The organism is Thermosipho sp. (in: thermotogales), from assembly GCF_020054775.1.
GTDB lineage: Bacteria > Thermotogota > Thermotogae > Thermotogales > Fervidobacteriaceae > Thermosipho > Thermosipho africanus.
In genome coordinates this window covers 1-13,960 of record NZ_JAIHAP010000045.1, presented here as the reverse complement: position 1 = coordinate 13,960, position 13,960 = coordinate 1, and the positions used below count along the sequence as shown (strand labels likewise).

The 13,960-nt window shown below is 31.0% G+C and carries 12 protein-coding genes and 2 pseudogenes; 9 read left to right on the top strand and 5 right to left on the bottom strand.

The genetic code is table 11. The features are described from left to right. Positions 1 to 163: 163 nt before the first annotated feature. Positions 164 to 1,390: a M48 family metallopeptidase gene (locus tag JG780_RS07750; RefSeq protein ID WP_114703023.1), complete on the bottom strand. Its 1,227-nt coding sequence runs from the start codon at positions 1,388 to 1,390 to the stop codon at positions 164 to 166. A 154-nt stretch (positions 1,391 to 1,544) separates the two neighbouring features. Here JG780_RS07750 and JG780_RS07745 point away from each other — a divergent pair, with 154 nt between their 5' ends. Next, positions 1,545 to 2,801 carry a DUF438 domain-containing protein gene (locus JG780_RS07745; RefSeq protein ID WP_287569936.1) on the top strand — a complete coding sequence of 419 codons (1,257 nt, stop codon included), beginning with the start codon at positions 1,545 to 1,547 and terminating at the stop codon, positions 2,799 to 2,801. A 92-nt stretch (positions 2,802 to 2,893) separates the two neighbouring features. Here the strand turns inward: JG780_RS07745 and JG780_RS07740 are convergent, their stop codons facing one another. Both JG780_RS07740 and JG780_RS07735 read right to left on the bottom strand, forming a co-directional pair. Continuing rightward, entirely contained in the window at positions 2,894 to 4,612 is a 1,719-nt protein-coding gene (locus JG780_RS07740) for a phospho-sugar mutase (RefSeq protein WP_287569934.1), read from the bottom strand. Positions 4,613 to 4,616: 4 nt separating this feature from the next. Continuing rightward, on the bottom strand, positions 4,617 to 4,991 hold the full coding sequence (locus JG780_RS07735) for a CoA-binding protein (RefSeq protein ID WP_004101053.1): 375 nt from the start codon (positions 4,989 to 4,991) through the stop codon (positions 4,617 to 4,619). Positions 4,992 to 5,124: 133 nt separating this feature from the next. Between JG780_RS07735 and JG780_RS07730 the strand changes: the two genes are divergently transcribed. Together JG780_RS07730 and JG780_RS07725 are read left to right on the top strand one after the other, a co-directional pair. Next, positions 5,125 to 5,589: a peroxiredoxin gene (locus tag JG780_RS07730; RefSeq protein WP_004101052.1), complete on the top strand. Its 465-nt coding sequence runs from the start codon at positions 5,125 to 5,127 to the stop codon at positions 5,587 to 5,589. Then, on the top strand, positions 5,586 to 6,425 hold the full coding sequence (locus JG780_RS07725) for a PhzF family phenazine biosynthesis protein (protein WP_287569932.1): 840 nt from the start codon (positions 5,586 to 5,588) through the stop codon (positions 6,423 to 6,425). Before JG780_RS07730 ends, JG780_RS07725 begins: the two co-directional genes overlap by 4 nt. Before the next feature lie 101 nt (positions 6,426 to 6,526). On the opposite strand, the gene JG780_RS07720 is transcribed toward JG780_RS07725, so the two are convergent. Then, positions 6,527 to 6,661 (bottom strand): hypothetical protein, encoded by a 135-nt coding sequence (locus tag JG780_RS07720; RefSeq protein ID WP_004101047.1) that lies wholly within the window; start codon positions 6,659 to 6,661, stop codon positions 6,527 to 6,529. Between the two features lie 12 nt (positions 6,662 to 6,673). Next, complete coding sequence (gene cas6, locus JG780_RS07715) at positions 6,674 to 7,396, bottom strand: CRISPR-associated endoribonuclease Cas6 (protein ID WP_012579939.1); 723 nt, start codon at positions 7,394 to 7,396, stop codon at positions 6,674 to 6,676. 239 nt (positions 7,397 to 7,635) lie between these two features. On the opposite strand from cas6, the pseudogene JG780_RS07710 reads away from it, so the two are divergent. The 6 genes and pseudogenes from JG780_RS07710 to JG780_RS07685 all read left to right on the top strand — a co-directional run. After that, positions 7,636 to 9,137 (top strand): annotated as a pseudogene (locus JG780_RS07710) (ABC transporter substrate-binding protein). Positions 9,138 to 9,200: 63 nt separating this feature from the next. After that, positions 9,201 to 10,208, top strand: coding sequence for an ABC transporter permease (locus JG780_RS07705; RefSeq protein ID WP_287569930.1), 1,008 nt, complete (start codon positions 9,201 to 9,203; stop codon positions 10,206 to 10,208). Positions 10,209 to 10,219: 11 nt separating this feature from the next. After that, positions 10,220 to 11,092 carry an ABC transporter permease gene (locus JG780_RS07700; protein ID WP_287569929.1) on the top strand — a complete coding sequence of 291 codons (873 nt, stop codon included), beginning with the start codon at positions 10,220 to 10,222 and terminating at the stop codon, positions 11,090 to 11,092. A 4-nt stretch (positions 11,093 to 11,096) separates the two neighbouring features. Further along, complete coding sequence (locus tag JG780_RS07695; protein WP_012579936.1) at positions 11,097 to 12,056, top strand: ABC transporter ATP-binding protein; 960 nt, start codon at positions 11,097 to 11,099, stop codon at positions 12,054 to 12,056. After that, positions 12,053 to 13,024 carry an ABC transporter ATP-binding protein gene (locus tag JG780_RS07690; RefSeq protein WP_287569927.1) on the top strand — a complete coding sequence of 324 codons (972 nt, stop codon included), beginning with the start codon at positions 12,053 to 12,055 and terminating at the stop codon, positions 13,022 to 13,024. The genes JG780_RS07695 and JG780_RS07690 overlap by 4 nt, the downstream gene beginning before the upstream one ends. A gap of 217 nt (positions 13,025 to 13,241) precedes the next feature. Further along, a pseudogene (locus JG780_RS07685) lies at positions 13,242 to 13,960 on the top strand (cache domain-containing protein); the annotation flags it as partial.

Below are 13,960 nucleotides of genomic sequence, written 5' to 3'. Positions count from 1 at the left end.
TATCCCCCCATCTTTTCTAAAAAATGCCAACAAAATGAATAAAACCCGCTTCTAGTCTAATTTTACTACTAGAAGCGGGAGTTTGTCAACAGTCTGAAAGCTACACTTTTAATGAAAAAGTGTAGCTTTTTTATTTATTTTACTTAGATCTATTATTGTGTAATCATTTTTTTAACTTTAGTAAATTCTTTATTCTTTCCTCTGGCGAAGGATGGTTGTAGTGCCAAACTTTGTATAAAGGAAGCGGATTTACATTTGAAAGATTTTCTTTTACTAGACTTTTTAAAGATGAAATTAGATATTCTGGTGTTTCCAAAAGCTCTGCTGAGTACCTATCTGCCTCAAACTCAAACTTTCTTTGCAAGAAATTAATAATCGGTATTGCAAAATATACAACTGAGCTAATAAATATAAATGAATATGTAAATGCTGTATAACTCATATTTATTCCAAATAAGTTGCTACTTAATATATAGTTATAAACAACATTTACAAGGTAAAATATAACTGTGTACAGCACTGATATAATTGTCAAAAGCTTTGGAATATGCTTTCTTTTACTGTGTCCAAGCTCGTGAGCTATAATTGCTAAAATCTCTTCTGTTGAATAATCTAAAATTGTATCGTATAATACAATTCTCTTTGATTTTCCAATTCCAGTAAGTGCTGCATTTTGTTTTTTTGTCCTCTTTGATGCATCCATTACGTAAATACTTAATATGTTAAAGCCAGCCTTTTTAAGTAATTTATTTATCTCTTCTTTTAGTTTTTCATCCTCTAAAGGAGTAAATTTGTTAAAAATTGGTGCAATAAATATTGGATATATTAAAGTTAAAATTACCTGAAATAGTATATATCCTATAGAAACCTTCCACCACCAATTCTGATCTACACTTAATATCCACAATAGAAGAGAAATTAAAGGGACAAATAATATTATTGATACAACAAAACTTTTAATTATATCAACAACAAAAGTCTTAGCATTCATTTTGTTAAAACCATATTTTTCTTCAATAACAAATGTTGAATAAATATTAAAAGGTAGATTTACAAGAAAAGTTATAAGTCCATACAGTGCAAAAAATAATAACCCTTGAATGATTATTGAATTTGAAAATGACAAAACTACATTTTCAAGAAATGGAAAACCGTAAAGTAAAAGTATTAAAGTGACACCAAGCTTAATAAGCTGAGAAAAAGATTCAAGCAAAGTTTTATCCCTCAAATATCTTTTAGATCTTTCAAAATCTTCATCAGAAATTTTATCTTTCAAAACTTCAGGAACGCTTGCATCTTTAGAAGTAGAATATTTAAGATTCAAAAATAATAATATTTCTTCCCATAAAACTTCAAATACAACAATAAATAGAAAGATAAACTTAAACATAAATCTTTCCTCCCTATTCTTAATTAGATTATTCTCTCGAATATTTTATCATGAACCCAAAAAATTTTTAAACCGTAATCTACATTACACACAACAAAATAAATTAATGATATAATGTAATTAGTAAAGACTAAGTCACTTTGGAGGTGTTAATATGAGCGAGGTATTCAACAAAAGAGAATATTTAAAAAATCTTCTTAAAAGAACTAAAACAGAAGATAGTGAAAAATTGAAAAAAGAAATCAAACAAATTCTCTCTGAAATTTCACCACTTGAAATAGCAATTGTCGAGCAAGAGCTTATGAAAGAAGAAGGAATAAGCATTGATGAAGTTAGAAAAGTATGTAACATTCACATTGATGTTTTAGAAAGCAAAACAAAAGGCCCTACCCTTGATGTCCCAAAGTGGCATCCTATTTATATACTTGTAAAGGAACATGAGCATTTTCAAGAAAAGGTTGTCGAATTTAAAAAACTAGTTGATCAAATAAATCAAAAAGATAATTTTTCTGAAGCTATGCCACTAATTATAAAAATCCAAGAATTTATCGATGAATTTGAAAATCTTGAACTTTATTTTCAAAAAGAAGAAAATGTTTTATTCCCGGTCATTGAAAAACACGGAATTGAAAAACCACCTATGGTAATGTGGAAAGAACATGACGTTTTTAGAACTTTAAGAAAAGAGCTTAAACAATTAAAAGAGAATAGGCAGATTAATTTTGAAGATCTAAAAGAGAAATTGTGGAATATTAGCACTGCAATGGTTGATCTAATATTAAACCATATATACAAAGAACACTTCGTGCTATTTCCATCATCTCTTGAAACAATAACAGATGAAGAATGGAAAACGATTAGGGAAGAATTTGACAAAATAGGATATTGTTGCTACAAGCCTGAAGAATATTCAAAAGAAGATGACAATATTAATGACGAAGATATAACAATTGACAAGATTAATTCTATGATAAAAAAATATCTTGAAAAATCTTCAAGTGATAAAATTGAATTTCCAAGTGGTGTTTTGACAAAAAAACAACTTCTCTGGATATTAAATACCTTACCAGTTGATATAACATTTGTAGATGAAAACGATGAAGTAAAATATTTTAGTGAAACAAAAGATAGAATATTTGTTAGAAGTAGAACAATAATTGGAAGAAAAGTTCAAAATTGTCATCCAGAAAAAAGTATAGAAATAGTAAACAAAATCCTTTCCGATTTTAAATCCGGAAAGAGAGATAAAGCAGATTTTTGGCTTAAACTTGGCGAAAAATATGTCTATATTCAATATTTTGCAGTTAGAGATGAAAATGGGAAGTATCTCGGAACCTTGGAAGTTACACAAGATATCGCACCTATCCAGAAAATCACCGGAGAAAAAAGAATATATGATGACAAAGAATAATATCAATAAGCAAAACTTTTAGCTTTAATGATTAAAAACATATATAATTTAAAAAACCCCCAATTTGGGGGTTTCTCTTTAAAATTTTTTCACTATATCTTATCAACAATATTTCTAAATGTTTCCTCTATTAGTTTTAATTTTCTTTCTGATTCTTCTCTGTTAGTTGCAAAAGAATAAATGTACACCTTTAATTTTGGTTCAGTTCCCGATGGTCTTACTGCATACCAGCTACCATCTTCAAAGAAAAATCTTAAAACATTGGAAGATGGTATATGATCCTTATTTACTTCTCCGATTTTTTCTCCATCTACATTGTAAATATTTCCCTCAAGATAGTCAATATACTTTTCTAAATTTAAATCTCCTATCTTTTTTGGGAAGTTGTTTCTATAATATTCCATGATCCTTTTTATCTTTTCCATACCTTCTATTCCTTCATATATTAAAGAAAAGTTGTTTTCAAGATAATAACCGTATTCTTTATATAAATCATTTAAGACGTCTACGAGAGTTTTTCCTTGTTTTTTGTAATAACCAGCAGCTTCTGAAAGCATCATAGCAGAGATAACTCCATCTTTATCCCTCACAAAATTTCCAGTAACAAATCCTATGCTTTCTTCATATCCAAATTCAAATTGATATCCTTCTTTTTCAAGTTTGTTTTCAAGTCCACAAATATTTTTAAAACCAGTCAAAGTTTCAAAGGTTAAAACACCATATTTCTCTGCAACATTCTTGCCCAAATTTCCAGTAACTATAGACTTTATAATCATACTCTTTTCTTTTAATAATCCTTTCTTGCTCCTTTGAGAAAGCAAATAATTAATCAAAACAGCACCTGTTTGATTTCCATTTAATGCAATATATTCATCGTTGTGCTTTACCATAACGGCAAGTCTATCACAATCAGGATCGGTTGCAAGAACAATGTCAGCGTTTTTTTCTCTTGCAAGTTCAAGCGCAAGCTTAAACGCCTTTATATCCTCTGGATTTGGATAACCTACTGTCTTAAAATCTGGATCTGGAAGTTCTTGTTCTTTAACTACATAAACATTATTAAAACCTCTTTCTTTTAATACATGTCTAACATGAATATTTCCCGTTCCATTCAAAGGAGTGTATACAATGCTTATATTTTTATCAATATCATCATTCAAAGCAAGGGATAAGACTTTTTCATAGTATGCTTCATCAACTTCTTTTCCAATTACCTTAATGATCCCTCTTTTTACACCTTCATCAAAGTTAAGATACTTAATTTCTCCAAAATCCTTTATTTTCTTGATGTTTTCTTGTACAGGAATTGCAACATCATCTAAAATTTGGGAACCTTCTTTCCAATAAACCTTGTATCCATTATATTCTGGTGGATTGTGACTTGCAGTTATCACAATACCTGCTGTAGCTCTTAAATGCCTTACTGCAAAAGAAAGCATAGGTGTGGGTCTTATATCATCGAAAATATAAACATTAATTCCATTGCCAGCTAAAACTTCACTTGCTATCCTTGCAAAATCTTTAGAAAAGTGTCTAACATCGTATGCTATAACTACTCCCATTTTTGGATCACTTTTTTCGAGAATAAATTGTGCAAGACCTTGAGTTGCTTTTGCAACAATGTATTTATTCATTCTATTTGTACCTGCTCCTATCTTCCCACGAAGACCGGCGGTACCAAATTCAAGATATTTAAAGAATCTCTCTTTGATTTCCTCTTCATTATCTTTAATGGACAAAAGTTCTTTTTTTGTTTCATCATCAATATAAGGACTTTCAAGCCAAGCTTTGTATTCTTCCATATAATTCATATAATCACCTCCTATTTGTTTCTACCATAATACATATATCATGCACAGCTTCAATACCAACACTTTTTAAATACTCATCAATTTCTTGAGAATAAGCACCTGGCTGATACCATAGGTTTTTAAACCCTTCACTTACCGCCTCTTTCGTAACTTCTATTCCAACTGACGGTGGAACAACAAAAACTATCAAATCAATATCTTTAGAAAGTTCTTTAACTGACTTTACAGTCTTTATTCCCTCTATTTCATCATATCTTGGAGTAACAGGAACAATTTCAAAACCCTTTTTTGTTAAATCCCTCAAAATTATATTTCCAAATTTTTCTCTGTTGGTTGTTGCACCAACAAGAGCTATCTTCTTTATTTTTGTCAAATCCATATTTTCACTCTCCTTTCTTGAATATATTATATCATTTGAGTATATCATAAATAATTTTAAGATTTTGTTATTTTTTTAAAATATGTTATAATCTAATTGTTCAGTTAGGTATAACTAATTAAGGGGTGAGATTATGTTAGAAAAAGGCAGTATGTATATTGATTTTGAACTTGTAAATACAAAACTTGAGAAGGTTAAACTTTCATCACTAATAGGGCAAAAAATAGTCTTAGTTTTCTATCCTGGAGCATTTACAAGTGTATGTGAAAAAGAACTTTGTTCTTTTAGAGATATGATGGCAAAATTTAACAATTTAAATGCAAAAGTTTTTGGTATTAGCGTAGATTCACCTTTTGCAAACAAAGCATTTGCTGAAAAAAACAGACTAAATTTTGAACTACTTTCTGATTTTGGTGGCATAGTTTCAAGAAAATATGGAGGAGTACACGAAAACTTTGTAGGAATAGAAAACTACACTGTTTCAAAGAGAGCAGTTTATGTAATTGATGAAGAAGGCAAGATAATATATTCTTGGGTTTCAGATGATCCTGGTAAAGAACCCCCATACAATGAGGTAGAAGAGGTAATTGCAAAATGAATTTTTATGTAGTAGATGCTTTTGCTAATGATCCTTTCAAAGGCAATCCTGCTGGTGTTGTTATTTTAAAAGAAGATATTCCAAAAAGTATAAAGCAACTTATTGCAAGTGAAGTTAAATTTTCTGAAACAGCTTTTATTAAAAAGATATCTGAAAATGACTTTAAAATAGAGTATTTCACACCAGTTTCAGAAATTGACCTTTGTGGTCATGCAACGATCGCCACTTTTTGTGTACTAAAAGAAAAAAACTTAGTTTTTCCAAACAATAAATACAATCTACATACAAACGTTGGAAAATTAACTATTTTAATAGAAAATGACTTAGTTTTGATGGAACAAGCAAAACCTGAGCTTGGAAAAGTTTATGATAAAGAAACAATAGCAGAAATATTAGGTATAAACTTTGAAGAATTAGATGAACGTTTTAAACTGCAGGCTTCATATACTGGGCTATGGGATCTACTTATTCCAATAAAAAAGAAAGAAACATTACTTAAATTAGAACCAAATCTTGAAAAAATAAAAGAGTTTACAAAAGAAAACAACATTGTAAGTTTTCACTTATTTACTTTAGATGAAAAAGAAGCGCTTGCAAACACAAGAGATTTTGCACCGTTATATGGAATAAATGAAGAAGCAGCAACCGGCACAGCAAATGGTGCATTGTTATATTACCTATACAAAAATAATATAATTGATGAAAAGAAAGTATACAAAATTATTCAAGGTGAATCAATGAACAGGGAATCGGAAATATTTGGAAAAATTGAAAATGAAAAAGTTTTCATAGGTGGGAAAGCAAAGATTATAATAGAAGGAAATCTGAAAGTTTAAAGAAAATTAAATAGCAAAACCAAAAATAATGGCTCCACAAGGAGCCATTATTTTTTATTGATTTTTCTTGTTTCAATTCCTACAAGGTAAGGCACAAACTTTTATACATAGTAAAAACTTTTTTTATCTTCTAATGATATAATTACATAAACAATGTCTTCACCTAGTTCTTCATCTTGAAAATAGAAATTTTCTCTTTTTAATTTCTTTGAAAAATCTATCATCTGCTTTAACATTAAATTCCTCCCTTACTCTATAAATCCAAATCCTTGTGAATTTTTACTACCAAGCCCTGTATCGTATACAAAAGAAAGAATTTCATTATCTCCTTTTAATAGATAACTTCCCTTCCAGCCTTCTATAACAAATCTTTTTTCACCAAAACCATAATAAACAACACTTTTATATCTTTCATCATCAAAGAGCGGAACTATTTCGATATCTTTATCCAACTTTTCTTTATAAAAAGCTTCCCATTTGTTCTTTATATTGAGGTTTATTAACTCTACAAATTCACTTTCAAATGGAGTAAAATACCTAGTCTTATTCTTTCCGCTTCCTTTATAAGTTCTATGAACTTCAATTGGCGTTAAAGCTTTTACTTTAATACTATCTCCAGAAACGTTCTTTATCACAGCCATAGCTGATGATAAATATATTCTATTTTCACCTAATATAAACTCATCACCTTTGAATAAATTTGTAACCAAATCCTTCATTAACATATTAACAGGAGATGAAATAAAAAAACTTATCTTTTTCCCAAAATTAAAGATTTTCATATTTTTAAAAAATTTTCCTCTTTCTAAAATAGAAAAAAAACAAAAGAGAGAAAATTTTTTCTTCCCTCTAAATCCTTCTTCATGCACAAACTTTCTTAATTTTGTGCTAAATAAGTTATAAATCAATGCCTGTATGTACTTGTTAAAACCAACCGGCAAGATTATGTCAACATCCAAAACAAATTCCAACTTTAGCCTCATTTCTTAAATATACACTCATTATAACTTTTAAAAGTACAAAATGTTATTAAAAAAAAAGATAAAAAAGATAAAAAAACTATAGAAAACGAAAATAAATAAATTTTTGTATATTAACAAAGTTTTTGTTTTTCTCTAGTTTAATAAAAATTTTCATTTGTTAACATTTGATTTTAAATATTACTTTATGATAAAATTAGATTACTAAACTTGAAGAGGGGGGGATTTTCATGAAAAAATTCATGATTATCATCGGGTTGCTGCTTGTTGTGTTTTCTTTTGCATCGAAAGACGTTATTGTGGTTGGAACAACTGACAAAATAAGAACACTTGATCCCGCAAACTGCTATGATTATTTTTCAAGCAACATACTTCAAAATGTCTTATCTGGACCTGTAGACTATGAAATCGGAACTGCAAACATTAAACCATGGCTATTTGAAAGTTGGGATGTTTCTGATGATGGACTTGTATATACTTTCCATATAAGAAAAGATGCATACTTTGAAGATGGTACACAAATTGATGCAAATGTTTTCAAATATTCATTTGATAGGGTAATGAAACTTAATGGTGACCCTGCATTCTTATTGACTGACGTAGTTGAAAAACAGAAGTTGTTGACAAATTTACTTTTAGAGTAACTTTAAAAAGTAAATTTTCAGCATTTGTTTCAGTATTGGGTTATACAGTTGCATTCCCTGTAAATCCAAAAGTATTTCCTGAAGATAATTTCTTTGAGGGAGCCCCATCTGCTTCTGGTCCTTACAAAATTACTGAATGGATAAGGGATATAAGAATCGTTTTAGAAGAAAATCCAAAATATTTTGGTCCAAAACCAAAAACACCAAAAATTATTATCCAATTCTATGAAAATGCTCAACAATTAAGATTAGCACTTGAAACTGGAGAAGTTGATATAGCATACAGACACCTAGATCCAAGAGACATATTAGATCTTAAAAATGTACCTGGTATAAAAGTTTACCTCGGTGCAAGTCCACAAATAAGGTATCTTGTAGTAAATGTAAAACAAAAACCATTTGATAATCCTCTTGTAAGACAGGCTATTGCACTTGCTGTTGATAGAGAAACTATAGTTAATGATATATTCGTAGGACTTGCAAAACCATTATACTCAATGGTTCCAGCTGGCATGTGGAGTCATGAAGACGTATTCCCGAAAAGGGATCTTAAAGCAGCCGTAGAAATTTTAAAGGTTGCAGGTTATACAAAAGACAATCCTCTTGTAATAGATCTCTGGTATACTCCATCTCACTATGGAACAACAGAAGCAGACGTTGCACAAGTATTAAAAGAATCCTTAGAACAAACAGGTGTTATAAAAGTAAATATCAAATATGCTGAATGGTCAACTTACGTTGAATACTTCCTAAACGGAACCATGGGACTCTTCTTACTTGGTTGGTATCCAGATTACCTCGACCCAGACGATTACCTATGGCCATTCTTAAGTATTAATGGTGCAAAATCACTTGGATCTTTCTATGAAAATAAAAACGTTGAAGATTTAATGGTAGCTGCAAGGGCTGCTACTGATCAATTCTCACGTGAAATGATATATAAACTTGTTCAAAATTTCCATGCAGCAGAAGTACCTTACATTCCTCTCTGGCAAGGTTCTGCAGATTGTGAAGCACATGATTACATTGATGGAATTATCCTTGAACCAACACAAATCTTCCGTTACTACATCCTTGAAAGAAAATAATCTTATAGGTTATATGAAGTATCCCGCCCCTTGCGGGCGGGATATTTTAAAGGAGGAGATAAAGTGTCTCTAAAAAGCTACATAATAACAAGAATAATATTAGCACTTCCAATGATCCTAATTCTTCTAATAATGATATTTTTTATACTTAGAATAATACCTGGCGATCCTGTATTGGCAATTCTCGGTGGTAAGGCTCCACTTGAAGTAATTGAGGCAAAAAGGCATGAACTTGGACTTGACAAACCTATAGTAGTTCAATTTTTTAACTATTTAAAAGATGTTACAAAAGGAGATCTTGGAGTTTCAACTTTGACTAATAGACCTGTATGGAGCGAAATAAAAGATAGATTTCCAGCCACTTTAGAATTAACGATATTTTCATTTATTTTTGCATTAATTATAGGAATTTTCTGGGGAGCTGAGGCGGCGTGGCGAAAAGATAAATCTCTGGATATTTCTGCAAGAGTTTATTCAATATTTATATATGCAGTACCAGTTTTTTGGCTAGGATTAATGCTTCAACTGCTATTTGGAATTTATCTGAGATGGCTTCCAGTAGGTGGTAGATTATCTCCACGTGTAAGTTTGGATATAAAAACCGGTTTATTGTTACTGGACAGTATCCTTAATTGGAACTGGGAAGCTTTTTGGGATGTTTTAAAACACCTTCTTCTCCCAGGTATTACCTTGGGCCTTGTTATCTCAAGTATTTTCTTAAGAATGGTACGTAACAACACTGTCTTAATGCTCTCAAAAGATTTTGTTAAAGCAGCAAAAGCAAGAGGATTAAAACCAAAAGTTATTTTATACGGACACGCTGTAAGAAATGCATTTGTTCCTATTTTTACAATTATGGGTATGCAATTTGCTTTGCTGCTTGCAGGAGCAGTATTGACTGAAACAACTTTTTCATGGCCTGGAATTGGAAGTTATCTAGTTTTAAAAATAAAGTACAGAGACTTTCCGGCTATTCAGGGAACAATAATATTTTTTGCTATTTTTGTTGTGATTATAAGCATTATTATAGACATTGTCAACGCTTTAGTTGATCCTAGAGTAAGATATTAAGAGGTGATAATGTGAGAAAAAAATTTGTTAGCGAAAGAATAGGAGAATTTATAAGCGACTTGTTTGGAACAGGAACAGGTTGGTTAACATTTATCGGTGCGATGATCTTAATATTTTTCATTATACTTGCAATATTTTCTCCTCAAATTGCGCCATACGATCCAACACAAAGAGTTGGGAGAGCTCTTACTCCACCTAACGATCAATTCATCTTTGGAACTGATAATCTAGGAAGAGACGTATTAAGTAGAGTAATATACGGGGCAAGAATTGCCCTCATGATTGCCTTTATTGCTGTTGCAATTGCAGCCGGAATAGGTGTTCCTCTTGGATTAATTTCAGGATTTATAGGTGGACCTTTAGATAGAACATTAACATTAATAATGGATGCAATTTATTCATTTCCAGGATTGATACTTGCAATAGCAATAGCTGCAGTACTGGGACCTGGAATAATAAATATCTCAATTTCAATTGCAGTTGTTTATACTCCTACATATTTTAGGGTGATAAGAAACCAGGTGTCCTCAGTGAAGAATGAACTATATGTAGAAGCTGCAAGGGCTTTAGGTGCAAAAAATAGTGAAATACTTTTAAAATATATCTTTCCAAATGTCTTACCATCTATAGTGGTTGTGTTATCAATGAACCTTGCAGATGCAATAATGACTGAAGCAGGGCTTTCTTTCTTAGGTTTAGGTATAGCACCCCCTACTCCAGATTGGGGATTTGATTTAAGTAATGGACAAAGATTTGTTTTAAGTAGGGCTTGGTGGGGCCTTCTATTCCCCGGAATAGCTATTATAACAGTTGTTCTTGGCTTTTCAATGTTTAGTGAAGGATTAAATGAATTATTAAATCCTACTATAAGGGAAAGAAGGTGATCTTGTGTTTTTTGAAGCAAAAAACTTGAAAATCTACTACAAAACAAAAAAAGGATTTGTTAAAGCTGTAGACAATATTAGTTTAAATATAGAAAAAGGCCAAACCGTTGGCCTTGTCGGAGAATCAGGATGTGGGAAATCTACATTTGGACAAGGATTATTAAAAATTCTTCCTCCCACAACATATTACGACGGTAGTGTAAAAATAGAAAATCAGGAACTTATAAATCTTACTGAAGATAAAATGAGAAAGATAAGGGGTAAGAAAATAGGAATGATTTTTCAAGATCCAATGACTTCGCTTAACCCAGTAATGAAAATAGAAAAATTATTCTACGAAACTTTAAAAACACATGAACCAGAAATAACTAAAGAAGAAGCACGAAAGAGAACTGCCAAAGTTCTTGAAAAGGTTGGAATTGAACCAGAAAGGATGAAAGAATATTCATTTCAATTCAGTGGCGGAATGAGACAAAGAGTTATGATAGCCCTTACACTGGTTTTAAATCCAATTCTTGTAATAGCCGATGAGCCAACAACATCATTAGATGTTATTGTCCAAGCACAAATTATGAAATTACTAAATGAACTAAGAAAAGAATACGATATGTCAATGATTTTAATTACACATGATTTAGGAGTTGTCGCCGAAATGGCCGATAAAATCTGTGTTATGTACGGCGGACACATTGTAGAAGAAGCTAAAAGTGAAGATTTGTATTATAAGCCAAAGCATCCTTATACAAAATTACTACTGCAAAGTATTCCAAACACAAACATAAACGACTTAGACTTAAAATATATATATGGCTCTCCACCCGATCTTTCAAATCCACCAATTGGATGTAGATTTGTAGATAGATGCCCATACAAAAAAGAAATTTGTAAACTAAAGGAACCACCAGTAGTTGAGGTTGATGAATCAAAAGTTAAATGCTGGTTATATAGTGAGGTGAAACAATGATTAAAGTCGAAAATCTAAAAAAATATTTCCCAGTTAAACGAACCGTTGGAGAAGTTCTTTTGAGGGTTCCTCAGCGATTTGTAAAGGCTGTTGATGGAGTTAGTTTTAGCATTTCAAAAGGAGAAACCTTCGGACTGGTTGGAGAGTCAGGAAGTGGTAAAACTACCACAGGACGATTAATTCTAAGATTAATTGAACCAACTTCTGGGAAAATATTTTTTGAAGATACCGATATTACAAAACTTTCCAAAGAAGAATTAAGAAAATTTAGAAAAAACATGCAAATAATATTTCAAGATCCTATGGCTGCTTTAAATCCATATATGAAAGTTGGCGATGCAATCAAGCATGGTCTTGAAATTCATAATATAGGTGGTAGCAATCAGGAGAGAAAAATGCTTGTAATGAAAATGCTTGAAAGAGTAAATCTGTCACCTCCTGAAGATTTTTACTATAGATATCCACACGAATTATCTGGTGGGCAAAGACAAAGAATAGTTATAGCACGTGCTTTGATTTTAAGACCAAAGTTTGTAGTTGCCGATGAGGCAATTGCAATGCTCGATGTTTCTGTCAGATCTCAGCTCTTAAAATTATTAATAGATCTGAAAAATGAATTTGATTTAACTTTTCTATTTATTACTCACGATCTTGCAACAACAAAATACATATGTAACAAAATTGGTGTAATGTATCTTGGAAAAATCGTAGAAATAGGCGATTTTAAAGAAATTTATACTGAACCATTGCATCCATATACCAAAGCATTAATTTCAGCTGTTCCTGAACCTGATCCAAAAAGAAAAAAGGAAAAAATTATCCCAGAAGGTGAAGTTCCAAATCCCATTAATCCTCCAAAAGGTTGCAAATTTCACCCAAGATGTCCATATGCATTGGATATTTGCAAAGAAACAGAACCTTCTTTAAAAAAAGTTAAAAATCACATTGTTGCCTGCCATTTATATTAAACAAAACTAGTCCCCTCAAGGAGAGAGGGGATTAGTTTCAATTCAAAACTTTCAAAATAAAAGGATTAGAATAGTTATATAAAGAAAAATAAATTTATTTACACATCAAACACATATTTTCTTGTGAAAAAAACTTTTAAATAATTTAAAAACTGATAAAATAGTTTATGATATAATATATAATATAGAGTAAAATGAACCTATTGGAGGTGTTTAAATGAAATTACAAGTAAAATTAGTTCTTGCGCTTGTTCTTGTTTCAATTCTTGCAACTGTAACAAGTGTAACAATATCTTCTTACCTTTCTTTTAAAAATGTTTCACAAGGTGCTCAAAAAATTAATAACCTTGTTTTAACTTCCATCTCAAAGGACATCCAAGCTGGCCTTAAAACTATCATTGATCCCCTATATAAATACGCTACCGGTGGTTCGCTTGCTCCTTATTTAATGAACTCCACGACCGACCTTGGAAAAAAGCAAATTTCTTGGGGGGTTAGAAACGCCAAAAACTCTCTTAAAAAGGAAGGCTATCTAGGGACATACCTAATATTAAGTGAAGGTACAACATTTGATGATACAGGAGAAATTACACCTGATATTAGTGATAAATTTAGTGAAGTTATTGATTCCGTTCTTTCAGGTGAAAAAGAATATGATATCTTTATTCCTTTTGAATTTGATTCTACTTATACCATCGCCGTTATTGCTCCTGTTAAAGATTTCAGCGGAAACGTCCAAGCTGCTTTAATTGGCTTTTATCCTCAAGCTTTCCTTCAAGAACAGCTAAATAATATCAAACAAGAAGATGATTCTGGTTCTTTAGCTATTTTATATGACACTCTTGTTGTCGCTCATTCTAATGAAAATTTAGTAAACAAATTGGATATTTCAAAAGATGAAAGTTTAAAAGACCTTTACAACGCACTTTCTAAAGA

Bases quoted from the DNA above. Each gene is read 5' to 3' on its own strand.
- JG780_RS07750 (WP_114703023.1), bottom strand. From the start codon at position 1,390: ATGTTTAAGTTTATCTTTCTATTTATTGTTGTATTTGAAGTTTTATGG.
- JG780_RS07745 (WP_287569936.1), top strand. From the start codon at position 1,545: ATGAGCGAGGTATTCAACAAAAGAGAATATTTAAAAAATCTTCTTAAA.
- JG780_RS07740 (WP_287569934.1), bottom strand. From the start codon at position 4,612: ATGAATTATATGGAAGAATACAAAGCTTGGCTTGAAAGTCCTTATATT.
- JG780_RS07735 (WP_004101053.1), bottom strand. From the start codon at position 4,991: ATGGATTTGACAAAAATAAAGAAGATAGCTCTTGTTGGTGCAACAACC.
- JG780_RS07730 (WP_004101052.1), top strand. From the start codon at position 5,125: ATGTTAGAAAAAGGCAGTATGTATATTGATTTTGAACTTGTAAATACA.
- JG780_RS07725 (WP_287569932.1), top strand. From the start codon at position 5,586: ATGAATTTTTATGTAGTAGATGCTTTTGCTAATGATCCTTTCAAAGGC.
- JG780_RS07720 (WP_004101047.1), bottom strand. From the start codon at position 6,661: ATGTTAAAGCAGATGATAGATTTTTCAAAGAAATTAAAAAGAGAAAAT.
- JG780_RS07690 (WP_287569927.1), top strand. From the start codon at position 12,053: ATGATTAAAGTCGAAAATCTAAAAAAATATTTCCCAGTTAAACGAACC.